The sequence below is a fragment of the Paenibacillus sp. NAIST15-1 genome, from assembly GCF_001894745.1.
GTDB lineage: Bacteria > Bacillota > Bacilli > Paenibacillales > Paenibacillaceae > Paenibacillus_B > Paenibacillus_B suaedae.
The window spans coordinates 581,639-607,050 of sequence record NZ_BBYF01000001.1; the positions used below are offsets into that span (position 1 = coordinate 581,639).

Here is a 25,412-nt window from a genome sequence, read left to right on the forward strand (position 1 = left end):
CTCCTACTCCTTCACCCTATTCACATATCGATCCATTAACGTGGCACGAGACATCATCAGCATCTTCGGTACCAGCTTCGATCGCTGCTGCTTCAAGCGCTTGGCTCCCTCCGGATTCAGCATGCGGAGCAGCAAACGCAGATATATGGTAGATACTCGCTGCATCCACTTCGTCTCCAGAGGGTGCAGCTCGAAGCCTAATCCATAAGTGATGCCGCGATGAAGCAGTGTTATCCCAGTCAGCGCCTTCACCTTAGCCAATTCCGGATTCGTATTCACAGCATGGCCGACCAGCTTCAATGCATCACGCAGCCTGCGCGCCGTAACAAGTGCAGCCCGATCCGCACCAACGGAGCGAGACAGCTCCAGCACTTCCCGATTATCAAGGTGAATCTCGCATACATAGTCGCCTTTATGAATATAGCTTCCATCCTCACAGCGAATGGAGGTGCCTCGATGCGTCCGTACGACAACTTTACATATTCCGAACTGTGACTGATATACACTTCGAAGAGGCGTGATCAATTCAAATATAGCCTCCCACGTCATCCACAGTGATTGCAGCATTTTGTTGCCCAAGGTGGAGATCATGTACAATCAAATCCTTCCTGTATGAAAATCGTGATCTGCTTGACTTACTTTCATCGTACAGCCTGGAGTTCTCTTTTTTCTTACTCCATTCTTACGAGTTTCTTAAGTAATTGAGGTAAGCAGAGTCCTTTATATCCAGACCTTTCCTTTAGACAACAAAAAAGCAGTACAGCACTTCAAACTCTGTGCTGCACTGCTTATGCTAATTAACGAATCTCTTCGCTCTAACTTATCTAATGCTTCATTACGCTTCGGTTCCAGCGACTATTAGACCACAATATTGTCGGAAGCAGCTTGTTCCACTCTATCCGACGCTAGCTCTAGTACGTAATAGTCATTTATATTGCGCACGTGGAACCCACATGACGTGTATAACCCTAGTGCCCGCTCATTCTCAACTGCAACTTCTAATTCAATCTTGGCAGTTGGCTGCTGCTCCTTCATGCGCTCAATAATACTGCGAAGAATCCAGCGTCCGTATCCTCTGCCTCTGTGCTCAGGTTGAACACTGAAGCCGAATAGAAATGCACTGCCTTCTTCTCGCATAGCATGAATCTTCCCGATAGGCAGCCAATCTCCATTCTCCTGCTGGCAGTCTGCAATAAAAATATAATCCTGCTGCGAGAGCATCGCCGTCTCTACATACCCTCTTGCATCTTCCTCATTCATATCGAATCCGTCCATGTTCAATCGCGTGAGAAGAGCCACATCGCTGGTCTCTGCCTGACGTAATTCGATTTTCGCAGGGGGTTCACTAGCATCTTGCACATGCTCTCCAGTAAGTGTCATCCAATATTCGGAGAAGCTGCACTTCGAACCGATGCTCTCCAAATATTCCTTGCCGGATAAGGAAGGTCGAGCGCAAATGAAGATAAGTTTCTCCACCTGACGTCTCCCACACTCCTGCTGAGCTTCCTTAACAAGCTGACTGAATATGCCTTGACGCCGATAGTCGGGATGCACCATCCCGCTTATCTCTACCTCCGATGCACAGAACTGATAGATACCGAGAAATCCAACAATCTCACCATCTACAACATACACATAGTCGTTAGCGACATCACCCGTGCGTGCACGAAGTGAATCCCAGTTCAACTTCAAAATGATTTGATCGTGTTCATTGCAAATGTCTTCCAACCTGTGCAGTGCTTCAAGCTGGTCAGCATCCAATTGTGTATAGGTTCGCAAGCCTGTATTATTCATGGCTACTCATCTCCTTCGCTTTCAAATGCGAATTCATGAGATTGTATTCTACGCCTTGGCTATTATTTCCTTTGCAATCAGTTCAGCAAGTTGTTGAATTGGCTGCATTCCCAGATCACCCTCGCCCCGCTTGCGGACGGACACGCTTCCGCTCGCCTGCTCCTGCTCTCCTACAATGAGCATGTAAGGAACTTTGCTCTGCTGCGCTTCGCGTATTTTGAAGCCTAGACGCTCATTGCGCACATCCACTTGTACCCGAATGCCCGCCTGTTCCAGCGATTCCTTCACTTCATACGCGTAGTCGGCGAAGAGATCCGATACAGGCAGTACCGCCACCTGAACGGGCGCAAGCCATGTCGGGAATGCTCCTGCATAGTGCTCTGTCAAAATGCCAATGAACCGATCAATCGAACCGTACACCGCACGGTGAATAACAACAGGCCGATGCTTCAGGCTATCTTCTCCGATATAGGACAGGTCGAATTTCTCCGGCATCTGGAAGTCCAGCTGAATCGTGCCGCACTGCCAGCTCCGCTTAAGTGCATCCAGGATGTGAAAGTCAATCTTCGGCCCATAGAAGGCCCCGTCCCCTTCATTAACACGATATTCGACGCCGCGCTTATCCAACACGTGCTGCAATGCCTGCTCCGCCTCATTCCACAGCTCCTCTGAGCCCATCGAATCCTCCGGCCGCGTAGATAACTCGATCTTATACTCGAAGCCGAACACCTTATAGATGTGATCGATTAAGGCCATAACCTTGCCGATCTCCTCTTCGATCTGATCCGGACGGACGAACAGATGAGCATCATCCTGACAGAACGTACGAACCCGAAGCATACCGTTCAAGGCGCCGGACATTTCATGCCGATGTACTTGACCGAACTCGCCAAGTCGAATTGGAAGCTCACGATAGGAGTGCTGCCCATTTTTGTAAATGAGCATATGCCCTGGGCAGTTCATCGGCTTCAGTGCAAACGTCGTATCATCTACTTTCGTAAAATACATATTGTCCTTGTAGTGATCCCAGTGACCCGACTGCTCCCACAATCGGTTGTTCATCATAAGCGGTGTGCGCACCTCGTCATAGCCGCGTCTTCGTTGAAGTCCGCGCGCGAAATCCTCAAGCTCTGTGCGAATCGTCATCCCGTTCGGCAAGTAGAAAGGCATACCAGGCGCTTCCTCGGAGAACATGAACAGTCCAAGCTCTGTTCCAAGCTTGCGATGATCGCGCTTCTTCGCTTCTTCAAGCATATGCAAATATTCTTCCAGTTGATCCTTCTTCGCAAAGGCAGTTCCGTATACGCGCTGCAACATTTTGTTATTCGAATCCCCACGCCAATACGCGCCGGATACCTTCATCAGCTTGAAGGCCTTAATGCGGCCTGTGGACGGAACATGTGGGCCTCGGCATAAATCTACGAATTCGCCCTGCTTGTAAATGCTGATAACCGCGTCCTTCGCCAGGTCATGAATCAACTCCAGCTTCAATGGCTCATCCCGCTCGGTAAATAAGCGAATAGCCTCTTCCCGGCTGACAACCTCGCGCGTAATCGGCAGATTTTCTTGGATGACACGCGACATCTCTTGTTCAATCGCTGTCAGATCCTCTGTCGACAATGGCTTCGCGATATCAATGTCGTAATAGAATCCATCTTCAATGACTGGGCCGATTCCCAGCTTGACTGCATCGGCTCCATATATGCGTTGAATGGCTTGCGCCATTACATGTGCTGTACTGTGGCGAATGATGGAGAGACCATCCTTGCTGTCTGCTGTGACAATCTCGACGAGGCTGTCATGCTCGATCGCAGTGTCGACATCCACGAGCGTCCCGTCCATTTTCCCGGCAAGTGCTTGCTTCTTCAAGCTTGTGCTTATCGATGCTGCAACTTCTTCGATGGTCGTGCCTTGCAAATACCCCCTGTTCGATTCGTCTGGAAATGTTACCTTGATCTCCATGCTTCAGCCTCCCTTTCCTCATAGTCGCAAGTGAATGATGAACGCCATGAGAGAACGCAAAAAAACGCATCTCTCCCGAAAGGGACGAGTGCGTTCTGTCTCGTGGTTCCACCCTAATTCAATCCTGCATTGCGTGTTGGAACGGGATAAGCCGCCATTCGCTGCAATTGCAAGATCCTTCATTGGACATCCGGTAACGAGGATGGGTCGGTGATGCTTACTGCTGAGAAGCGGATTGTAATGGTACCAGTACCATTTCCAAATGCTCACCCTCAGGTTCAACATCACGGCTGCAAAGGGGTAATTCCACAACCGTAACTGAAGAAGCTTGCACCAATCGCTTCTCTCTCTGGACAGCTCGTACTGGAAATCATGTCTTTGGTCATCGCCTGATGAATATGGGAATAATGTTACACACATTCAGGAAGAAAAGTCAAGTTCAATTTTTCCAAAAATAAATTTCCCCTGCTTCGCTACAGGAACCATATTGATCTGCATATAGGGCTGTGCTAGCATGACGTCGTAGGTAATTTTTTCATGTTTTTACACTTTAAGAAGAGGAGGCATCCCGCCTTCATGAACTACGTACAGAAGGGAATACACGCCTTATTTTCCATCCTGATTGCAGCTCTTTTTACCCACACGATTACCCCCGCATCTTCCGCTCAAGCCTCTTTTCAATCCCATTGCGGTACTCTATGCAGCCACTACGATATTGTCGTTATCGGCAGCGAAATTCAAGGCATTCTGCTTGCCAAGGCAGCCCATGATCTTGGCTTGAATGTACTCATCCTGGATCCCCGCAGCAAGCCAGGCGGAGAGCTCATCGAAGGGGAAATGTGGTTCCTCGACGAACCCTTCGACAAGCATGGTCACAGCCTTGTACAAGGCAGCATTAAGACTCTCTTCGACGGGTACGATAAGGGCACGATTCGCAAGCCCGTGGAGTTCGAGAATTATTACGAACACCTCATCCAAGGCATCCCTCTCCGAAGCAGTATTGCGATTCAATCTGTACAATTTGAGCTGGAAAAAAAGGAAAAATCAATCCACTCCCTCACCTATGCTGCTGCAGACGGAAAAATCTATACGGTTCAGTCTAAATATTGGGTGGAGAACACCGACTTCAGTGCCCTCACCAGCAAGCTTGACGAGAAGCGAATTCCAGGCATGGAGAGCCTGTACGACGGCAAGAACAATAAGCCAGACTACATGGCCGCTACGCTGATGCTCAAGTTCAAGCACGTGAATTGGAGTATGCTTCACCAAGCCGTCCTTGCCAGTTACCCTCTCCAGAACCTCATCAAAAAGTACGGTCCCAACACCTATGTGGATGGGAGCGAAGCTACCGGATTCAGCAATATTATGCGTACCTACAAGCCGCACGACAATGGACTTATGCTCCGTGGGATGAACACGGTCTATCAGCGTAATGGCGAGGCCATTATGAACGCGCTGCTCGTATATAACGTTGATCCTGCCAATCCGGCATCTGTGCAAGCCGCCTTATACAGGGCGAAGACCGAAGCACCGTATATTTTGAATTTTCTGCGTCAACATATCTGGGGTTTCTCGAAGGCAGAGCTGAACGGCTTCCCTGATTATTTATACATTCGGGATTACAATCGATTCGAGACTAAATATGTGCTGAATGAACACGACGTCTTGAATGGCAACATGTTCTGGGACAATGTGAGCATCGGCGGGTACTCGCTTGACTTGCAAGGTACAACGCGCATTCGGGAAGGAATCGGATTCGGCCAACCTGATCGCTATGGCATCCCGCTTCGTTCCTTTCTGCTCAAGTCCTACGACAACGTCATCGTCGCGGGCAAAAATATTGGAGCCACCATTAAAGCTTATGGCAGCGCACGCATCATGCCCAACACCGCCCTTGCAGCTGAAGCGATTGGCATCATATTGGGCAAGGAACGGAGTAAACCACTGGCTGAGCTAACGCCTGATGATTTCAAGCGAATCCACTATTATTTACAGACAAAATATCACATTGTACTCGATAAATGAACCGGCTGAATATATGTAGATACTACGTTACGAGTTAACAAGAGACTATCACTTCTATGTGAACGGAAGGGCGAGCTACTAAAGGGATCTTACCTATAGGTTCGTCCTTCTTCGATTGCTTGTTAATACACACTTGACAAATAAACCCTCATGCATTAATTTATTGATTAATAAATAACAAAAATCTGACAAGGTGTTGAACCAACATGTCACCAAAAGACCCATCTCTATCTCGCAAGGATCAAATCATTGATGCTGCTGTCGCCTCCTTTGCGGAACATGGCTTTTACAAGACGACAACCGCCAAAATAGCCAAATCGGCTGGTGTAACGCAGCCATACGTGTTTCACTTTTTTAAATCCAAAGAGGAATTGTTCATCGCAGTTCTCGACCGCGCCACAGAGAAGATTGAAGAGGCCTTCTCCAGCGTGGATGCTCCTCCCGAACAGTTTGTAGAGACAATGGGACGCGCCTTCGGGAAGCTTATTGAGACCCATCGAGATGAGATGCTCGTGACGATGCAGGCATTTACAACTTCAGAGCCAGCAATTCGCAATTCGGTGCGCGACCATTTCACTGCGATACACCAGACGGTCATACGGCGCTTTGAACAAGCCGGGATTCCGAATGCCAAATTCGCAGCCAGCATGTTCATCGGCTCAGGTCTAATTATTACGATGTCAGAAGTGCTTGAAGCGCCTAACTTATCTCCGTGGCCATCTAAATAAAACATAGTGAAATCACTTTCATCTGCTGCCTTTTTGAGGTCGCACTTTTTTTGACATTGTATTTATTGATTAATAAATAAATATTAAAAATGAGGTGTGTTGATTCATGAACAAAATGTCTGTAAAATCCACTTTTCTTCACCTGTTACAGTCGTCGTCGGTCATTATCGGCCTTATTACTGCGCTTACTTTTCAAGTACTGTTCAGCCTGATCTGGCTGACCGGGTACGATCATTTGACAGACAATGTGAATCGGTTAGCCATTGCCGTAGTGAATGAGGATCAAGTGGTTGGCAAGCAAGCGGTGCAATCGATTATGGGGAAGCTGCCATTTCACATGAAAGAGGAATCGAGTCTTAACCAGGCGATGACACAGCTTGAAGAACGGAAGGTGCAAATGGTGATGCATATTCCAGGAAATTTCTCTAAGCAGCTGACGGATCCGACACAGAAAGCTATCATCACGTACGCTGTGAACGAATCCAATCCAAGCATGGTCAAAAGTATAATGCAATCTGTCTCCAGCCAAATTACGACTTCAATCAATGAACATGCGGTTCGTACGGGCATGACTCAAGTACTGGAGCAGGTACATGTTCCACAGTCGCAGGCAAGCATCCTATCCGAATCCATGTCTGCACGCGTCGTAGCCGAAATGAATAACGTTCATCCCATCTCGAACTTCTCGTGGACGATGGTTCCCATGATGATGCTGCTGGCTTCCTTCGTTGGCTGCATGCAGTTCACCATGGAAATGAATAAGGCTGCCAAAGCTATCAAACAAAAATGTGGCCAATGGACACTCCTGACAGTTCGCTCCCTGCTCAATATTGTCGCCTCCCTGATCATTACAACGGTTGGCACGGGAATGGTGGCGCTGATGGGGGTTCATTCCGAACAAGGCTTCGGTATGATGTGGCTGTTCCAACTCGCTTACGTCATTACGTTTCTATTTGTCGCTCAGCTGTCCTTTTACATCTTCAGCGATGCTGGTGCATGGGTCAATATTGCGCTGCTGTCGATCCAATTGATCACATCGGGAGCTCTGCTTCCGCGCGAGCTGCTGCCATCTTTCTATCAGAAAATCAGTGAATTCTCCCCTGGCACCTATGCCGTAACTGGCATTATGAACCTAGTGAACGGGGGCCCAGCCATATCGGATTCAATCCATGCGCTCTTGCTTATCTTGACTGTGGTCATCCTGCTGACGACTGTTATTGTTGGAGGGGTACAGTTATTGCCGCGCAAACCGAAAGAACATGGACAGCTAGCTTCGTAAGCAAACTTATTTATGATGCGTAGACACAACGAGATACCGCGTATTCGCATTACATGGCAATGAAGCGCCATCCGCCGCATTTTTACGGACAGATGGCGCTTTATTCCTTCCTCACGATACAATTTTCTCCAGCTTCACGATTGCCTCATATACCTCGTCCGAAGTTACGCCTTCTGGCCTCATCAGCTGTATGGATTCCTGTGGGAGAGTCGCTTGCCGCGCAATGCTCTCCAACGTTGGACGGTCTTCCGCAGATAATCCAAGGTCACCTAGTCGATAAGGTAAGCCCAAATCTTCGTAGAACGGCAGCAAATTCTTCACTTCCGCAACATTATCCTCCAGCACCAATTGAACGAGGATGCCGTACGCGACCTTGTCGCCGTGCAGCAAATGATGTGTCGCTGGCGCAGCAGTGAGACCATTATGAACCGAGTGTGCTCCAGCTATTCGACCAAGATGATCGCCGAAGCCGCCAACAAGGCCGCCTGTCATAATGATCGTCTCCGCTACCTCTACGAACGCATCGGATAGCTGCTTCTGCTCTGCGTCGTGAATGCTCTGCCGTCCATGCTCCAGAAGTGCAGTCTGGCATAGACGAGCCGTAAGATGCGCAACCTGCACAGCGGCTGAACGATGCTTCAAACCACGAATGAGTACATCCGCCTCATACCATTTCGCTAATGTATCGGCAATCCCTGCGCGCAGATAATCAACAGGTGCATGCAAGGCTATGCGTGGTTCAAGCAGCACCATAAGTGTGCTTTTCGGAAATACGGTATAGCGTGTGAATTGTCCTTCTTCGTTATAGAACACGCTGAGCGGCGTCCATGCTGCGCAATTCGAGGCGAGCGTCGGCACGAGAATCGTATCCAGCCCCGATGTATTGCCTGCTGCCTTGACCAAGTCCATTACCTTGCCGCCGCCGAGTCCAAGAATGGCATCCGCTCTTTCGGCCTGTGCATAGCATGCAATCCGATGCGCTTCCTGCAATGTGCATTCCCCTTGATAACGGAGATATAACAGCGTTGTGTTCGTCTCCTTCGGCCAATAGGGCTGCGCCGCCTTCAAGGAGCGATCGCCATGCACGACGATCACCCGTTTGTATTGATACGGTGCCAATAATGTATCTAGCTTGTCCAAGATGCCCGCTTTACAATGATAGATTGCCGGTGTGCCTCTAACGACGATAGATTGCTCTTCTTTCGTCATCGATGTCACTTCCTTTTCAGCATCCACTCTGGTTTGCCGAAGCCTTTGAACTGTTCATCTATTGTTTTCTCGAATTCGGCGGATTCAACAGCTTCCTTCAAGTCCTTTGCGAATTGCTTGTCCAAATCAGCTGTATTCACAACGACACGATTGCGGTAATCATCCGGCATATTTTCGAGCTTCAGAGCATCGAGCAGGTTCATTTTCGCAGCAAGTGCGAAGTTGCCCGGAACAAGAGACAGGTCAGCGCTGTCTACTGCGCGCGGAAGCTGAGCAGCCTCGATTGGCTGTAGAACAAGATGCTTCGGATTGTCCTTCACGTCCTTCTCCGATACACGCAGTGGATCGATGTCCTTGTTCACGGTAATGAGTCCTGCGTCTTGCAGCAAGCCCAATGTACGCGCCAGGTTCGTCGGATCGTTCGCAATCGCTATTGTACTTCCGTCAGCAACTTCATCCAAAGATTTGAACTTGGACGAGTAGATGCCCATTGGAGCCGTCGGTACGGAAATAAGCTCGGACAACTCAATTTTATTTTCTTTCGCGAAGTTCTCCATGTAGATTTTGTGCTGGAACAGGTTCGCATTCAAATCTCCATTCGACAATGCCAAGTTCGGCTGCACATAATCTCCGAATTCAACCAACTCAATGGAATAGCCTTTCTTCTCCAATATCGGCTTAATCGCCTTCGTTATCATATCGCTATAAGGGCCTGCTGTTGCGCCGATCTTGATTGCTTTGCTTTCTTCCTGCTTTGCGTCTCCTGAACCCGTTGATGCGTCTTTGCTGCCGCATCCAGCGAGCAAGCCAATTGCTAGAATAAGAGATAGGACGAGAGCTGCTTTCTTCATAAATGATGACCTCCGTATGGATAATATTTTTGTATCATTTCGGTGCATTAAGACTGGTTTTCAGCACCAAGTAGGTTGCAGGAACTCGAACCATGCTTTCGAAGTAAGTGCAAGATTCGATGCCGCGTTGCTTCCTAGGTATGACTTTTTGAACAAAAGCGAATGCATTATCGCTTGTCTACTTTCTTTGCAATAAAGTCTCCTCCGTACTGAATGATCTGCACCAAGCAGATTAGAATGATTACCGTGGTAAACATTACAGTGTTGTCGTAGCGATAGTAGCCGAACCGAATCGCCAAATCGCCGATTCCGCCTCCACCGACTGTACCAGCCATTGCCGAATAAGCGACAAGACTGATTGCCGTAATGTTCACGCCTTGAATGATGCCTGGCTTCGCTTCAGGGAGAAGTACATCCTTAATGATCATCCACGGTGTTGCACCAATGGAGATTGCCGCTTCGATGACACCTTTGTCAATCTCGCGCAGCGCCGTCTCTACCAAGCGGGCGAAGAACGGAATTGCCGCAATCGAGAGCGATACCGAAGCAGCCGTCGGGCCTATCGTTGAACCGACAATGAGCTTCGTCAGCGGCAGCAGTGTCACCAGCAAGATGATGAACGGAATTGAGCGAATCATGTTGACGATGAAGCCTAGCACATTTTTCGTAAACGCATTTTCGAGGAATAGCCCCTTATCGGTTACAAATAATAGAATTCCAATGGGAAGACCCAGAATTATGGCAGCAAACAGCGAAATTCCAACCATATAGAGCGTCTGGACAAATGCTTTGCCCAAGTCCGGCAGCAGTTGGATGATCGAATCACTCAGCATGATGGATGACCTCCAATCGATAGATTCGTTCTTTGATGTAGTCGAGTGCTTGCCGCAGCTCTGATACTTCTCCATTCAGCTCCAAGATCAGAATGCCTAGCGGGTTGTCATGGATGTATTCAATTTTGCCATGCAAAATATTTGCTCTAACCTTGAAGTTCGTCATTACATCAGTAATGATTGCTTCCTCCGCTTGCGGCGCCACGAAGTGAATCTTCACGATCATTCCTTTGCAATGCTGAATCAATCGTTCTGGAAGATTGAATTGGAACAGACTGCTGATGAACGAGCGCGTCATCGGATGCTGTGGATCAGAGAAAATGTTATATACCGGCCCCTCTTCTACCACATTGCCGTTCTGCATCACCGCCATCCGGTCACAGACGTCCTTCACCACTTCCATTTCGTGCGTAATCAATACAATCGTCAGGTTAAGCTCGCGATTGATTTTCTTCAGCAGCTCCAAGATTGACTGAGTCGTCTCAGGATCCAGCGCAGACGTTGCTTCATCACACAGCAGCACATGCGGTTCATTGGCCAGCGCTCTGGCGATACCTACTCTCTGCTTCTGCCCGCCGCTGAGCTGAGCAGGATATACATCTCGCTTGTCAGCCAAGCCGACCATTTCAAGCAATTCAAGGACACGCGGTTCAATCTCTGCCTTCGACTTGTTGTTGGCCTTCAGAGCAAATGCAATATTCTCAAATACCGTCTTGGAGCGGATAAGATGAAAGTGCTGAAAGATCATGCCGATCTTCAGTCTTGCCTGTCGCAAGCTCTCTCCTTGCAGCTTCGTCAAATCAACGCCATCGACGAGTATACTCCCAGATGTAGGTTCCTCCAGCAAGTTGATGCAGCGCAGCAACGAGCTTTTCCCAGCACCGCTTCGTCCGATAATCCCGTAAATTTCTCCCCTATTGATTCGAAGAGAGACGTTATTTACGCCGATGACGGTCGATGTCTTGCTTCGATACTCCTTAACCAAACTCCGAATTTCAATCATTTCACACACCCCGCCATTCTGTTGCTATCACCTGGATGAAAACTAAAAAAACTAAAAAGCCTCTTTCCCTAAGAGAGAAAGAGGCTGAATTGGCAGTATCGCCACACTTATCTCTCAGAATGGAATCATTCCGTAGGATTTAGCACCGTTTACTCACAGGTAAGGTTGCCGGACGTCATAGGGCCTAGTCCCTCAGTCGCTCTTGATAAGGTAGTATGAAGTTGTCGTTTGTTGTTGAAGATAATACATCTGAAAATATGAGTTGTCAACAATATTTTCATTTCATTTTCAAAAAAGGTAATGAAGCATGATCCATCATACTGCCTTACCTCACATTACAGCCTTTACTTCGTATCATCGAATATTTCCTTATTTTTCGCATACGACCTTCTCAAACTAAAGTAGTTGCCCGCGGCGAGAATAATCAAGAACAATACAGAAGGGCCAATGACGTCCATCCAAGGCTTGTCCGGTCTAAATAACAACTTCTGTCCAATCGTTACAATGAAAAAGATGCCGAATGCACTGAGTGAGATCATCAACACTTCTCGCCGCTTTTTGCGATACCCTCTATCTGTTGTTACATCCCGGTACTCCAATCCAGTGAATATATAGCGGAGCATAAAATAGATTGCATAGAAAAAGACAATTCCTAAACTCATCAGCACATTCTCTGAATAATCCCCCATGAGGATGCCACGAATCCCATTCAGAAGTAGCAAGCCGATAATCAGATAGAGCGCTTCAATTTTGAACTTATTTTTCTTCTGAATCACATACTCATCATTGCTCTGGTTGCTGGATGTAAACCATTTGTTGATTTTCATGCTGTTACCCCTCCCAGAAAAGTTCATCTAAAGTCTTGCCTAACGCCTTCGCAATCGCAATGCACAGCTGGAGAGATGGATTGAATTCCCCCTTCTCAATCAGACCAATCGTCTGCCGGCTCGCGTTGACTGCGTTCGCTAATTCCTGCTGTGTCATGTCTTTCTCCACACGCGCCATCTTTAACTTCTGATTCATGCTCGACCCTCGTCCTTCATCAATCTCGCCAATACAATGTAATATATATATGTCATTATGTAATGTATATTTTACAATTTAATTAATTTCTGTGCAACCTATTCGCAGATACATAATTCCCACCTCATGGAACCATTCTAAATGAGACTGCACTTGCTACGAACAATGATATAGCGCTTACAATTTCCACTTTACAGATAGGCAAGAAGACAGTAAGATAAGATCACACTAAGTTGTATACAAGTATACTTGTTGTACTTTACAGCATGATCACAGGAGTGAATACAGCATGAAATTAGGCATGATTGGCCTTGGAAAAATGGGTTTCAACCTCGTAGATAACATATTGCAGCACAAGCATCAGGTAGTCGCTTTTGATGTAAATGCTGAACAACGTCAAAAAGCAGCTGACCTAGGAGCAATTCCTACAGATACAATTGAAGAACTCGTATCGAAGCTGGATGCTCCAAAGATCATCTGGATGATGGTTCCAGCTGGAGAAATCGTGGATCAAGTGGTAGACACTCTGCTTCCTCTTCTCTCTCCAGGAGACATTGTCATTGACGGAGGAAATTCACATTATAAACAGTCCATCACTAGAGGCGAGAAAGTGCATGCACTGGGTGCCCATTACTTCGATATCGGAACATCCGGCGGAGTATCTGGCGCAGCTGAAGGCGGCTGCTTCATGATTGGCGGCAACCAAGAAGTATTCGCTACACTTGAGCCACTGTTCAAGGACATTGCGGTAGATCAAGGATATTTGTATGCAGGCAAGAGCGGAAGTGGACATTTCCTGAAAATGGTTCACAACGGTATTGAATATGGAATGATGCAGGCGATCGCGGAAGGCTTTGAAGTATTGGACAAGAGCGACTTCGATTTCGATTACGAACAAGTTGCACGCGTATGGTCCAACGGATCGGTAATCCGCAGCTGGTTGATGGATCTGACGCAAAATGCTTTCTCCAAAGATCCGAAGCTGGACAGCATTCGCGGCGTTATGCAAAGCTCTGGCGAAGGCAAATGGACAGTGGAAACTGCACTGGAGCTGCAAGCAAGCGCACCCGTTATCGCGATGTCCCTCTTCATGAGATATCGTTCGCTTGAGTCCGATTCCTTCCATGGTAAGGTAGTTGCTGCACTGCGTAATGAGTTCGGCGGACATCAAGTGGTAACGAAGGAATAGTCAGTTCCTATTTCGATAGCGAAGATAGAATCACCACAAGCCCGATGGTCGCGCCATGCAGCACTGTGGTACAATCAGAACCAAATCTCTAAAGTGAGATATGGGTTCAGGAAACCAATCATGAGGAGAGTTCACGCATGATACACTATCCGAAACAGTGGCTGCAGGGCGCATCCCTTGGGGAATCCATCGCCTGTGAGCTGCGATTGCAAATTATTAACGGCTCCATCAAGCCGGGCGAAATTATATCGGAGAATCGAGTGGCTGCCGACTTCGGCACCAGCCGCTCTCCCGTTCGCGAAGCATTGAAAACGCTCTCTAACGAAGGGCTTATCCGCTTGGAGCGCATGGGTGCTGTTGTCTTAGGGCTTAGTCTTATCGATGTCGAAGAGCTGTACGATGTTCGCTATCTCATTGAGAGCTTTGTCCAGCAGCGGCTCGCCATCGTGAACACAGATGGTCTGATTCTGACGCTTCTGCAGATTATCGACAAGATGGAACTCGCGGTTAAGTACAATGATGCCGTTGAATTCGCTTATCAGGATTTATCGTTCCATGAAGCGATCATTGCTGCAGCGGAGCATAAACGCATCATGCATCTGTGGACGAGCATTCGACTGATCGTGAAGACCGTCATGCTGATGACAACGGAAGAAATATTCTCTGAGGGAGAAGCGAAGCTGTTCACTGTAATTGAGAAGCACCGTACGATCGTAAGAGGACTCCAGTCGAAGGATACTCATACGATCCAGCAGGTTGTCTCAGCCTACTTCGCCGACTCGAACCGTACCTTGCATGTCAGCTTGCCGCATTCGTAACGGCAAGCTGCAAGGATACAAAGCTTTTTTAATTTTAAGTTGTCGACAAGTATTCAAGTTTGTTTTGGAAACGCTATATTTGGAATCATCCATAACAATCGGCACTTTTCAAAAGGAGGCTCGTACATCATGAGCACACTATTCGGAATGAGTCACAATGTGACATTACTATTTTGGACACTGCTTACCATCGTATTTCTCATTGTGTTCATTGCCAAGCTAAAATGGAATCCTTTCGTTACGTTGCTTATATCAGCATTAATGCTCGGTCTGTTAACAGGCATGAAACCGCAGGATGTTGTGCAATCGATTACACAAGGCCTTGGCGGCACGCTTGGCACGATAGCCATCGTCATTGCGCTCGGTACCATGCTGGGCAAGATGATGGCGGAATCCGGCGGTGCAGAGCAAATCGCCACTACCCTTATTGATAAATTCGGAGAATCACGCGTTCACTGGGCAATGCTCCTTGTTGGTTTTATTGTAGGTATCCCAGTATTTTTTGAAGTTGGCGTAATTTTATTAATTCCAATTGTGTTCACTGTAGCACGCAAAACAAACAAATCATTGCTGCAGATCGGCATTCCAATCTTGGCGGGGCTATCTACCGTACATGGACTCGTACCACCGCATCCGGCACCGATGATTGCCATCGACGCTTATCAAGCGGATCTCGGTCGTACGATTCTCTACTCTCTGCTCGTCGGAATACCAACAGCAATTATCGCAGGGCCGCTATTCGGCAAGTTCATTGGCAAGCGCATTCAATTACAGCCGCCAGCAAAGCTCGCTGAACAATTCGCGCAAAAGAGCGATCGGCCGCTCCCAAGCTTCGGCATTACGCTGTTCACCATTTTGCTGCCTGTCATTCTTATGCTGATTGGCTCCGTCGCAGACATTGTCGATCCTCAGGGCTTAAGCAGCTTAGCCGTACTGTGCAAATTCATCGGCCATGAAATTATCGCGCTTCTGATTGCAGTCGTCTTCTCCTTCTTCTCGCTCGGTTATGCGCGCGGCTTCAAGAAGGAAGAGATATCCCGCTTCACCAGCGAATGTCTCGCTCCTACCGCAACGATCATTCTTATCATTGGCGGTGGCGGTGCGTTCAAGCAAGTACTCATTAACAGTGGTGTTGGCGGTGCGATCGCAGAGCTTGCCACTCAAGCGAACATTAACGTCATACTATTCGCCTGGTTCGTCGCAGCATTGATTCGTGTCGCAACTGGTTCTGCAACCGTTGCCATGACGACCGCTGCTGGTATTGTTGCTCCAGTACTGGCGATGACTCCAGGTGTTCCTGTAGAATTGGTTGTACTGGCAACTGGCGCAGGCTCGATCGTTCTGTCCCACGTCAATGATGCAGGGTTCTGGATGGTGAAGGAATTTTTCAACATGTCCGTCCCAGAGACACTTAAGTCATGGACAGTGATGGAGACGATTCTATCTGTCGTCGGATTAGCATTGATTCTACTGTTGAGCACAGTAGTGTAACATATATGGCAATGAAAGAAAGAAGGTTAACCCTATGAATCATCCCAACTACATGATCGGAATCGATATGGGAACGACGAGCACGAAGGCAGTCGTATTCGAAGAGAATGGCAAAGTCATATCCACCGGCAGCCAAGGCTATCCACTGCATACACCGAACGCAACGATAGCCGAGCAGGATCCAGAACGGATATTCCAAGCCGTTGTCTCTTCTGTCAAGCAAGCGATGAGCGCTGCGCAAGCCCAGCCTGAGGATGTACTGTTCCTGTCCTTCAGTTCGGCGATGCATAGCCTCATCGCCGTCGATGCAGAAGGCCATCCGCTCACCCCTTGCATCACGTGGGCAGACAATCGGAGCAGCAAGTATGCAGCCCAGCTCAAGAAGGATCCGCAGGGACATGCCTTATATTTGCGGACAGGCACTCCCATCCATCCGATGTCCCCGCTTACGAAGTTGATGTGGATGCGGCATGAAGCTCCGGAATTGTTAAATAAGGCGGCTAAATTCATTTCTATTAAGGAATACGTACTCTTCAAGCTGTTCCATACGTATGTTGTCGATTACTCGATTGCGTCTGCTACCGGGATGATGAATTTGCAGCAGCTCGCTTGGGATGAAGAAGCGCTTGAACTTGCGGGCATATCGACTGACAAGCTATCCGAGCTCGTTCCTACTACGCATCAGCTAACAGGAATGGATGAAGTCTACGCGCGGGAGATGGGACTCTCCCGTGCTACCCCAACGATTGTGGGAGCCAGTGATGGTGTGCTCTCCAATCTTGGTGTAAATGCGATCGAGCCTGGTGTTGTTGCAGCAACAATTGGAACGAGCGGCGCAATCCGTACCGTTGTGGAGCAACCGCTTACCGATCCGAAGGGCAGAATCTTCTGCTATGCCCTGACAGACAAGCACTGGGTCATCGGCGGACCTGTGAACAATGGCGGCATGCTGTTCCGCTGGGTACGCGATGAACTGGCTGCTTCCGAGGTTGAAGCAGCGAAGCGGCTTGGCATTGATGTCTATGATCTGCTTACTCGCATTGCCGAGCAGGTTCAGCCGGGGGCAGATGGACTGCTCTTCCATCCTTATCTAACTGGCGAACGAGCTCCGCTCTGGAATGCAGACGCGCGCGGCTCCTTCTTCGGCCTCACTATGCATCACAAGAAGGAACATATGATTCGTGCCGTGCTGGAAGGCGTCATCTTCAATATGTACACGGTGTTGCTTGCAATGGAAGAGCAGATGGGACGCCCTAGCAAGATTCACGCTACTGGCGGATTCGCTCGTTCACCGCTCTGGCGGCAGATGATGGCCGATATCTTCGATCAAGAAGTTGTCGTCCCTGAGAGCTATGAGAGCTCCTGCCTTGGTGCTGTCGTGCTTGGTCTATACGCAACTGGAAGAGCCGATTCACTCCGTATCGTATCTGATATGGTAGGCGCTACGCACAAGCATGAACCTAATCCAGAGCATGCAGCGATTTATCATGAGCTGCTTCCGATCTATATCTCGATATTCCGCAAGCTGGATGAAGAATACGAAGCGATTGCCCGCTTCCAACGTAAGCGTCTTGAATCCTAAGCCTGCTGATAAACGCCAAGCCCCTGAATTTGCGGATATGCCGCAAGTCAGGGGCTATTTTGTACCGAACCGATTATGCGTCTCAATCACTCATACTTCTTCAACACGATCACGGCATTATGACCGCCAAAGCCGAAAGAATTAGATAGTCCCACCTTCACATTGGCCTTGCGTGCTTCATTCGGCACATAATCCAGATCACAGTGCGGGTCAGGGTTCTCAAGGTTAATCGTCGGCGGAATCATTCCCTCCTGTAAGCTCTTCACGAGCGAAATGGCCTCTACTCCCCCAGCAGCACCTAGCATGTGACCCGTAATGGACTTATTTGCTGTTATCGGAATCCGATAAGCATGCTCGCCGAACATTCTTTTAATCGCCGTTGTCTCTGCCAGATCGCCAACCTCCGTACTCGTTGCATGCGCGTTAATGACATCTACATCCTCGGTAGACACAGATGCATCCTGCAGAGCCGTTCTCATCGCAAGATAGGCACCTCGCCCTTCAGGATGGGTCGCAACAATATGGTAAGCATCCGAGCTTATCCCATATCCAATAACCTCCGCATAGATTCGTGCCTTTCTACGCAAGGCATGCGACAATGATTCCAGAATGAGTATGCCCGCGCCCTCAGACATGACAAATCCATCCCGCTCAGCATCGAAGGGCCGACTGGCCTTCGTCGGATCATCATTCCTTGTTGATAATGCCGTTGCATTACCGAAGCTGGCTAGCGATAAGTCGGTAATAGCAGCTTCCGTTCCGCCTGCAAATACAATGTCTGCTCCTCCCGAGCGAATGAGCCGGAACGCCTCGCCAATCGCAGTATTGCCGATCGCACAAGCAGAGACATGGGACATCGTAGGGCCCAGCGCTCCCCATTTGATACTGATCTGTGCAGACGCTGCATTAGCCATCATGGCTGGCACCAAGGTCGGACTGACCCTCCCTGGACCCCTGCTTCGCAAAATATCGACATTTTCAATCAAGGATTCAATACCGCCAATGCCTGACCCCACGTAGACCCCTAAGCGCTCAGGGTCAATCTGATCCAGCACCAGCCCAGAATCCGTCCATGCCTGCTCTGCGGCAGCAAGTGCAAATTGAGTAAAGCGATCCAGCCGTCTTGCCTCTTTGCGTCCAAGAAGTCCATCTGCATCGAACTCGCGCACAAGACCGGCAATTTTCGTTTTATGACCACTCACGTCAAATGTATCAATAGAGGATATTCCTGATTGTCCAGCAACTAAGTTCCTCCAAAACGTCTCTACATCATTTCCTATCGGGGAGATAACCCCCATTCCTGTAATCACTACGGGTTCCAACTCTAATTCCTCCTCACAGATCGTGATCGCACAAGCCTCTATAACGACACTGTCTTCATTGTGAAATATGAATCTACCTAGCTAATTGGATCATCCATGAGTCGCCTCATGCTTATTCATTGGTTTACGATATTGTCACACAGGATTTATCCTATTACAAGTTGTTGGTTATACTAGTATAATTACTACCTGACTCCAGCAGTACACAATAAATATCAGCCATATCGAGCACTCCTCTGCCGCTCTCTTGCATCATTCGTTTACATAATTAAGAATCCTTTTCTATAATAAAGAAAACAAATGTTCGTAATATACTAGCAAAAAGGAGCAGATTTCATGTCCAACTTCAAAGCTGCACTAGCCCAATCGTATGATCAGGATGCCCAGAGGAGATCCAGCAGATCCTTGTCTTCTTGGAAAATAGACGAAAGAAAGAAATTTCGTGAGCTGATAAGCCGTGAGGGGAAAACAACTATACTAGAAATCGGTGCGGGAACAGGGATCGACGGCGTTTATTTTCAACAAAGCGGAATGCAGACAACCTGCATCGATCTATCCAGTGAATCGGTGAAGAAGTGCATCGAAAGAGGCTTGAATGCGAAAGTAATGGATTTTTATCAGTTGGACTTTGCCGATCATAGCTTTCAAGCTGTCTATGCGCTAAATTGCTTGCTGCACGCGCCGAAGAAGGATCTGGATCAGGTCTTGCAAGAAATGCATCGAGTGCTCGCTCCGAATGGACTACTTTTTATTGGATTATATGGTGGATACGACTCAGAAGGAGTATGGGAGGCGGATTGGTGCAAACCGCAGCGATTCTTTTCCTTTCACGCGGACAGTTCCATTCAGAAGACCTTATCCCGCTGGTTCCAAATCGTAGATTTCCACACTGTCCCATTGGATGATGACAACTTGCACTTCCAATCGATTACGCTGCGGAAATGATATACTAGATAAGGCAATGGACCCATGCTTCGGCATGCAAGTTGGGAATCACAAACAACCATGTAACCTTTCACAATTATTCCTGATCCGTTGTGAATCCTCTGCTGATCTGGTTATTCACTCTACATAGTCGATATAAACAAAACTAAATGTACAACTGGCTTGCAGATAGGAGGAATAGCCATGTCCAACCAGACGAGATTAGAAGCCCTGTCCACCTTCCTAAAGTCCAAGCGCTCAAGCATTCAACCGCAGTCCGTAGGGCTGCCTGCCGGTACTAGACGTCGAACACCTGGCCTGCGCCGAGAAGAGGTAGCGCAATTGGCAGGAGTCAGTACGACTTGGTATACCTGGTTGGAGCAAGGGCGTGACATCACCGTGTCTCCATCTGTTCTGGACGCGGTAGCTGCCGCTCTGCAACTGAATCAGGATGAACGGAAATATGTGTACGACCTTGCACTTGAGAAGCATATTAGTCCACCACAGCAGGAAATGAGCATTGCGAAAATTCCGCCATCGCTTGGGAAAATATTGAATGAGCTAACGCATTGCCCAACCATCATTACAGATAGGCACTTCCACATTGTTGGCTGGAATGCCGCTGCGGCATATGTATTTCTCGATTTCGATCAGGTTCCATTAGAGCAGCGGAACTTGATTCGACTTGTCTTCGTCAGAAAAGAGCTGCGCTCATTAGCCGTCAATTGGGAACACTTCGTCAGAGGCTTCCTCGCGATGTTCCGCGCCTACTATGGTCAGTACGTGGGAGATGAATGGTATACAGACTTCGTAGTCGAAATGTCAGCGCTTCATCCCGAATTCCATGCACTATGGGAAGCAAGCCAAGTCAGCATTGCCCCCGACGTTACGATCGAATTCCGTCACGCGAAGGCAGGCAAGATGCTGTTCAACCTTACCTCGCTTCTCTTGCAGGGGAACATGGACTTGCGGTGCAGTGTATTCACCCCAATTGAACACTCCTCTACCGAGGAGAAGCTAGTCCGTTTTATGAGAAGAGATGAACTACTGAATGAAACTGAATAAATAGCCCTGCCGTAACTAAATTCCAGCAACGAAAGCAACAATAAACCGAATAAATATCGAACGAAAGACCCCAAGCAGATTTCTGCCGCTGCTCAGGGTCTTGCCTCATCCGAATATCGGAACTTTATTTTTCAGGTAGAGATCTGGCAGTAGTTATTATACATAACGTATAAGGGACAGCAATTAATGCTGTCTTTTTTTACGTAGAACTAGTCATTTTACCACTAGAAACAGTAATGATACTCCCCTGTTTATTTGATTTGTTTATAGCTACAATAAACTCAACTTCAATAGTTCACTTCAAACTTATTGACTCAAATAACATTAAATTAGGAGGAACAGTTAATGAAAAAGTCATTAATTCTTATGACTGCGGCTGCTACGCTCTTGATGGCTATCCCAGCATATGCACAACCATCTATTTCAAATGTGGCTCATGCTAAAAGCTCTGTTACCCCCGTAAATTACACGTGGGGTTTTGAAGTCAGAGTACGTAAAACACAGTCTTCTGGCTCATTCTATCCAACTGGTGACAGATTAACTTTAAAGGCGACGCAATCCAGTGACGGAAACACAAAAATTGAATATACGCTTTATGAAGAAACAAATCGTAATAATGATACTGAAATAGCCAGTAAGACAGTGCGGGGAGACCATGATGAGAAACTTGTATTTGATGATGTTCCAGTTAATAAAAATAAGAAACACTATGTAGTGGCTCACAACTTAGGTGATGAAACAACAAAAGGAGTAGCATACATCTCCCGCTCAAATTAATTCTATTGAAGCCCGTTATCCCCTTTTGTGGGAAGTGGGCTTTTTATTGGTTCATTATGCAATAAGGGGTGTTCAATGTAATGACATAGCCAATTGGGAGTAGCGAGTGTAAGATAAAAGCATTTGTTCACGAACCGCGTGTAGTGCAGTAGTTGTACAGAGAAAATAAAGTACTATATTTTCTCTGTATCAAATTTATTTTTCAGTCGAGTACTTTATTTCTTTTAACATTAAGAGCCTTACAAATCAATCGATAATCCTACACCATGCCGCTCCCCTGTATGATGGTCTCCGTCGGCAGCAGGGTCGCTTCATAAATAGATACATGGTTCCTCTTCAAGAAGGACTGTACAACATGATAGCCAACCGCATACCCGGCCCCCGCAGGTAATCCGACTGCCGGATAACCATCACGCGCAGCAGCTTCATCGCCGAACATATAGCTGCTCACCTCAGCGAATCCCTTCGTATCCAATGCTCCTCGGATTACCTCCAAGCAATAATCCAGCTCCTTGCCCTGTATATTCGCCACCCATGGACCAAGCAGCTTCTCTCCATACATCTCAGTTGCAAAAGAATCTGCCAAGCCCTCAATGATAATATAGTCGCCCAGTGTTACATTTCCATGGTTCCAATCGAAATAGGAGAAGCGAACGTTATGGTGGAACTCATGAGCGATCAGCGCCGGCAGTCGCGGAATATTGTAGCTGTTCGGATCCAGGATAATGAGGATATATCCTGGAATACCGCCAAATCCGGTATAACCCTGATAACTGCTTAACTTGTCAGGATCAGCAAGATACGCGCCAAATATCAATTCCTCTGCCTTGACTGCCAGCCCCGCTGAGTCTATTCGGTGGATACATCCCAACAAAGTCTCCTTCGCGAGTTCCAGAATGCGAATATCCTGCAGACGCTTCCCCGCCTTCTCGATTCCTTCCTGATGTTGAAGCGGAAGGAAGCCCATCATTTGAGTGGCCATTACCACATCATAGCCGTTCGGCTGCTGCGCTGTTATAGGTACATGAATGGTCTCCCACATCGATCGAAACGGCTTCATCATTGTATGCCTGAAATAGTCATTTCTCTGCTCATTTGGCATGGTCAACAATGCTTCATACTGACGTAACGTGTCTTCCATGTGAATGTTCATTAGGTTCACCTGCATTTCTTCATGGTAAGTTCCTCTCCGACAAAGTCGGAATACCATTAGGCTACACGATCACGTTACGTGAGAGTCAACCGGTCAACGTATATTAACTCACACAAAATTGTGAGTCCGATTACTCAATTGTACCTGTTCGGACAATGTTCACCTCGACCTGAGATTGAATGCTTGCCTCAGGGAACATCTTCTTCCACTTGTCAGCTGTCAGTTTGGAGTGCCTTACCGAGCTGCGGTAGACCTCGCCGAAGCCAATCGGATCCGAACCGAGGTGCTGGAGCTTTTTAATAAGCGCTTCGGTTTCCTTTGTTAATGTCTCCCCTATTTTCTGTTGAAGCAGCTTACTGGACTGCGGTTGGCTGAAATCATATTCATCTGTAATTTCCTGCAGCTCCACATTGATATGTAAATTGGTTTGGAATTTCAGTGGAGATGCCGAGAGGAGACGGATATGCTTCTTGCTTCCAAGGGTCGAGATGACCACCCGCACACGACCATCTGCCTTTCGATTCTCATGCAAATAAGGACGAAGCTCCTCACGATCGATTATAAGCTCTTTTAAAGTTGCTAGTTTCCCAAGAAGCAGCTTGAGCAAATAACTCTCCCCCGCCCCGATCGTTCCGACTACCCTATCTTCCTGAAATAAGGCCAGACTATAAATTTCAACTCCATTAGACAGCTTGCGCAGCATTGGCAGCACCGGATCTCTACCGGCACTATAAAAGGCGCTTCGATAATCATGAACTGTACAAGAAGGCACCCAATCATCCTGAATATGCTGCTGCAGCATTTGATACAAATACGTTCCGATATTCGGAATTTGCTCATAATTGTGATGCAGCAGTTCATGAGACGGCCCTTCACTTACAGCCAGAAAAATCATATCTCCGAAGAACGGATCCCGAGTCAAGTTCTCGACGACATCTGTTATTCCTTGCTTGCCCAGCTTATCATCAAAAACAACGACGCGAACCTGCCCGTTTACAAGTGTATGGGACAATTGGCGGTTATTATTAATCCGAGCCCCCTTGCTGCTGCTCGCGATACAAGATACTATCTTGGTTTTCTTCTTCGCCTCAGGCTCAGGGTTTGTAAGAACTGAAGTTACTTTTAGCTTGCCTTCAGGCAATGCATCGTACCCGATCGCCACGCTTAGCCCCAGCTTCTCCAGTACGCTAGTCTGTACACAGCTAGTAAGAAGCACCAGCATGGTGAGCGCACACACCGCCTTGAACAAGTATTGAAATAACAGCTTCACTGAGCATCACTCCCCTTCCCTCGTTTTCGCCACTGTACAACATACGTCATGACGTACAAGAGGAGAGGATAACAATACGAGACAAGAACAGAGTACAGTCCAATATAATCGTTCAGCTGATTTACTTCACCCCGATTATGCAAGAGGTTGGATACCGCTATGACAATGGCGGCCGTGGCATACAACGTCAGCTTCTCATTCCAGCCGAATAGCTGGACAGTGCCGCGAAGTATATTCCAAGCCAGCTGCATAATGCCAGGCAGTACAACCAGCATCCAGAAGGGAATGGCGATGAACTCAATCCGCTCCAAGAAGGGATATTTAATAATTTTCAACAGATTAATGGAGCCCCAGATCGTGCGAAGCATCTGATTCTCACTGAAGTAGATAATCGACACGACCATAATAAACAAGTACAGTATGTTAGTGAAAAGCACACTCGCTTGAGCGTAGCGCATCACATTGTCTTTATCCTTCACATGACGGTAGAGCATATAAATAACCTCGAACCCAGTAATCGAAAAGCCCATTTTAATAGCCCCTACCGCAATATGCTGAACAGTTGTATCATAAATCGGCAGTATCCGGCTCCACTCGACATATCGGATTGGATAATTGAACAAGAGTGAGGTAGCAATAATCAAGAAAAAGCTGATAAAGCTCATCTGCAAAATAATCCGAATCCCCCCCAAGCTGCCATACACCATAAGCACAAGCAATATGAGCGAGAGCAGCCATGTCGGAAAGTCAGGGAAAATCCAAGACTGAATGGCTTCAATATACGTCCTGACAATTGTTATCATATTAGTAAGAAAATAGAGCATCATGCAAATACCCAATACTCCGCCAATCCACTTGCCAAACAACATCTGCTGGATGCCGTACAGGTCGAGTGTTTGATGCATATCCAAGGTTTTGACCATAATCCAAACAATCAAGTGAGTGGCGATCCCTACAAGCAGAACAGACATCCAGGCATCATGTCCAGCCTCCTTATATATGTACCGTTGAAATCCGAATATCCCTACACCAATCTGCACGTTGCATACGAGGAACAGCAGCATGTAGGCCTTGAATTGATATTTGTGGGGTGTTCCGCTATTCATCTTATCAC

At 47.6% G+C, this 25,412-nt stretch carries 23 protein-coding genes and 1 riboswitch; of the genes, 10 read left to right on the forward strand and 13 right to left on the reverse strand.

The features are described 5' to 3' along the window. Nucleotides 1–3 precede the first annotated feature (3 nt). The 3 genes from PBN151_RS02595 to thrS form a co-directional block, all read right to left on the reverse strand. Complete coding sequence (locus PBN151_RS02595) at nucleotides 4–591, reverse strand: YkoP family protein (protein WP_072727760.1); 588 nt, start codon at nucleotides 589–591, stop codon at nucleotides 4–6. Between the two features lie 267 nt (nucleotides 592–858). Further along, on the reverse strand, nucleotides 859–1,794 hold the full coding sequence (locus PBN151_RS02600) for a GNAT family N-acetyltransferase (RefSeq protein WP_072727517.1): 936 nt from the start codon (nucleotides 1,792–1,794) through the stop codon (nucleotides 859–861). 48 nt (nucleotides 1,795–1,842) lie between these two features. Next, the gene (thrS, locus tag PBN151_RS02605; RefSeq protein WP_072727518.1) at nucleotides 1,843–3,756 is read right to left on the reverse strand and encodes a threonine--tRNA ligase; all 1,914 of its coding nucleotides are present in this window, start codon (nucleotides 3,754–3,756) and stop codon (nucleotides 1,843–1,845) included. Nucleotides 3,757–4,332: 576 nt separating this feature from the next. Between thrS and PBN151_RS02610 the strand changes: the two genes are divergently transcribed. The 3 genes from PBN151_RS02610 to PBN151_RS02620 all read left to right on the forward strand — a co-directional run bounded on the left by PBN151_RS02610 (nucleotide 4,333) and on the right by PBN151_RS02620 (nucleotide 7,788). Further along, nucleotides 4,333–5,781, forward strand: a complete 1,449-nt coding sequence (locus tag PBN151_RS02610; protein WP_072727519.1) for an FAD-dependent oxidoreductase — start codon at nucleotides 4,333–4,335, stop codon at nucleotides 5,779–5,781. A gap of 206 nt (nucleotides 5,782–5,987) precedes the next feature. After that, nucleotides 5,988–6,509 carry a TetR/AcrR family transcriptional regulator gene (locus tag PBN151_RS02615; RefSeq protein WP_072727520.1) on the forward strand — a complete coding sequence of 174 codons (522 nt, stop codon included), beginning with the start codon at nucleotides 5,988–5,990 and terminating at the stop codon, nucleotides 6,507–6,509. A gap of 106 nt (nucleotides 6,510–6,615) precedes the next feature. Then, nucleotides 6,616–7,788 (forward strand): YhgE/Pip domain-containing protein, encoded by a 1,173-nt coding sequence (locus PBN151_RS02620; RefSeq protein ID WP_072727521.1) that lies wholly within the window; start codon nucleotides 6,616–6,618, stop codon nucleotides 7,786–7,788. A 111-nt stretch (nucleotides 7,789–7,899) separates the two neighbouring features. Here the strand turns inward: PBN151_RS02620 and PBN151_RS02625 are convergent, their stop codons facing one another. The 6 genes from PBN151_RS02625 to PBN151_RS02650 all read right to left on the reverse strand — a co-directional run bounded on the left by PBN151_RS02625 (nucleotide 7,900) and on the right by PBN151_RS02650 (nucleotide 12,707). Then, complete coding sequence (locus PBN151_RS02625; protein ID WP_072727522.1) at nucleotides 7,900–8,997, reverse strand: iron-containing alcohol dehydrogenase family protein; 1,098 nt, start codon at nucleotides 8,995–8,997, stop codon at nucleotides 7,900–7,902. Between the two features lie 5 nt (nucleotides 8,998–9,002). After that, nucleotides 9,003–9,848, reverse strand: a complete 846-nt coding sequence (locus tag PBN151_RS02630; protein WP_072727523.1) for a MetQ/NlpA family ABC transporter substrate-binding protein — start codon at nucleotides 9,846–9,848, stop codon at nucleotides 9,003–9,005. A 167-nt stretch (nucleotides 9,849–10,015) separates the two neighbouring features. Continuing rightward, the gene (locus tag PBN151_RS02635; protein ID WP_072727524.1) at nucleotides 10,016–10,681 is read right to left on the reverse strand and encodes a methionine ABC transporter permease; all 666 of its coding nucleotides are present in this window, start codon (nucleotides 10,679–10,681) and stop codon (nucleotides 10,016–10,018) included. Next, nucleotides 10,671–11,684 carry a methionine ABC transporter ATP-binding protein gene (locus PBN151_RS02640; RefSeq protein WP_072727525.1) on the reverse strand — a complete coding sequence of 338 codons (1,014 nt, stop codon included), beginning with the start codon at nucleotides 11,682–11,684 and terminating at the stop codon, nucleotides 10,671–10,673. Before PBN151_RS02640 ends, PBN151_RS02635 begins: the two co-directional genes overlap by 11 nt. Nucleotides 11,685–11,788: 104 nt before the next feature. Next, a riboswitch (SAM riboswitch) is annotated at nucleotides 11,789–11,896 on the reverse strand. A gap of 132 nt (nucleotides 11,897–12,028) precedes the next feature. Then, complete coding sequence (locus PBN151_RS02645) at nucleotides 12,029–12,511, reverse strand: DUF6773 family protein (protein ID WP_072727526.1); 483 nt, start codon at nucleotides 12,509–12,511, stop codon at nucleotides 12,029–12,031. Between the two features lie 4 nt (nucleotides 12,512–12,515). Further along, nucleotides 12,516–12,707 carry a helix-turn-helix transcriptional regulator gene (locus PBN151_RS02650; RefSeq protein ID WP_072727527.1) on the reverse strand — a complete coding sequence of 64 codons (192 nt, stop codon included), beginning with the start codon at nucleotides 12,705–12,707 and terminating at the stop codon, nucleotides 12,516–12,518. Nucleotides 12,708–12,996: 289 nt separating this feature from the next. Here PBN151_RS02650 and gnd point away from each other — a divergent pair, with 289 nt between their 5' ends. The 4 genes from gnd to gntK all read left to right on the forward strand — a co-directional run bounded on the left by gnd (nucleotide 12,997) and on the right by gntK (nucleotide 17,787). After that, nucleotides 12,997–13,896 carry a phosphogluconate dehydrogenase (NAD(+)-dependent, decarboxylating) gene (gnd, locus tag PBN151_RS02655; protein ID WP_072727528.1) on the forward strand — a complete coding sequence of 300 codons (900 nt, stop codon included), beginning with the start codon at nucleotides 12,997–12,999 and terminating at the stop codon, nucleotides 13,894–13,896. 140 nt (nucleotides 13,897–14,036) lie between these two features. After that, nucleotides 14,037–14,714 (forward strand): GntR family transcriptional regulator, encoded by a 678-nt coding sequence (locus PBN151_RS02660; protein ID WP_028532157.1) that lies wholly within the window; start codon nucleotides 14,037–14,039, stop codon nucleotides 14,712–14,714. A gap of 129 nt (nucleotides 14,715–14,843) precedes the next feature. Next, a complete protein-coding gene (locus PBN151_RS02665; RefSeq protein WP_072727529.1) occupies nucleotides 14,844–16,205 on the forward strand; it encodes a GntP family permease in 1,362 nt (453 codons plus the stop codon). A gap of 34 nt (nucleotides 16,206–16,239) precedes the next feature. After that, on the forward strand, nucleotides 16,240–17,787 hold the full coding sequence (gene gntK / locus PBN151_RS02670; RefSeq protein ID WP_072727530.1) for a gluconokinase: 1,548 nt from the start codon (nucleotides 16,240–16,242) through the stop codon (nucleotides 17,785–17,787). Between the two features lie 86 nt (nucleotides 17,788–17,873). On the opposite strand, the gene fabF is transcribed toward gntK, so the two are convergent. Next, nucleotides 17,874–19,109: a beta-ketoacyl-ACP synthase II gene (gene fabF, locus PBN151_RS02675; protein WP_072727531.1), complete on the reverse strand. Its 1,236-nt coding sequence runs from the start codon at nucleotides 19,107–19,109 to the stop codon at nucleotides 17,874–17,876. A 336-nt stretch (nucleotides 19,110–19,445) separates the two neighbouring features. Between fabF and PBN151_RS02680 the strand changes: the two genes are divergently transcribed. The 3 genes from PBN151_RS02680 (at nucleotide 19,446) to PBN151_RS02690 (ending at nucleotide 21,875) form a co-directional block, all read left to right on the forward strand. Then, nucleotides 19,446–20,054, forward strand: coding sequence for a class I SAM-dependent methyltransferase (locus PBN151_RS02680; protein WP_072727532.1), 609 nt, complete (start codon nucleotides 19,446–19,448; stop codon nucleotides 20,052–20,054). 183 nt (nucleotides 20,055–20,237) lie between these two features. After that, nucleotides 20,238–21,098 carry a helix-turn-helix transcriptional regulator gene (locus PBN151_RS02685; protein ID WP_072727533.1) on the forward strand — a complete coding sequence of 287 codons (861 nt, stop codon included), beginning with the start codon at nucleotides 20,238–20,240 and terminating at the stop codon, nucleotides 21,096–21,098. 345 nt (nucleotides 21,099–21,443) lie between these two features. Further along, nucleotides 21,444–21,875, forward strand: coding sequence for a hypothetical protein (locus PBN151_RS02690; protein ID WP_072727534.1), 432 nt, complete (start codon nucleotides 21,444–21,446; stop codon nucleotides 21,873–21,875). A gap of 259 nt (nucleotides 21,876–22,134) precedes the next feature. Here the strand turns inward: PBN151_RS02690 and PBN151_RS02695 are convergent, their stop codons facing one another. From PBN151_RS02695 to PBN151_RS02705, 3 genes are all read right to left on the reverse strand, one after another. Then, nucleotides 22,135–23,028, reverse strand: a complete 894-nt coding sequence (locus PBN151_RS02695) for a DUF2268 domain-containing putative Zn-dependent protease (protein WP_072727535.1) — start codon at nucleotides 23,026–23,028, stop codon at nucleotides 22,135–22,137. 130 nt (nucleotides 23,029–23,158) lie between these two features. Continuing rightward, a complete protein-coding gene (locus PBN151_RS02700; protein WP_072727536.1) occupies nucleotides 23,159–24,298 on the reverse strand; it encodes a Ger(x)C family spore germination protein in 1,140 nt (379 codons plus the stop codon). Further along, a complete protein-coding gene (locus PBN151_RS02705) occupies nucleotides 24,295–25,404 on the reverse strand; it encodes a GerAB/ArcD/ProY family transporter (protein WP_072727537.1) in 1,110 nt (369 codons plus the stop codon). Before PBN151_RS02705 ends, PBN151_RS02700 begins: the two co-directional genes overlap by 4 nt. Nucleotides 25,405–25,412 lie beyond the last annotated feature (8 nt).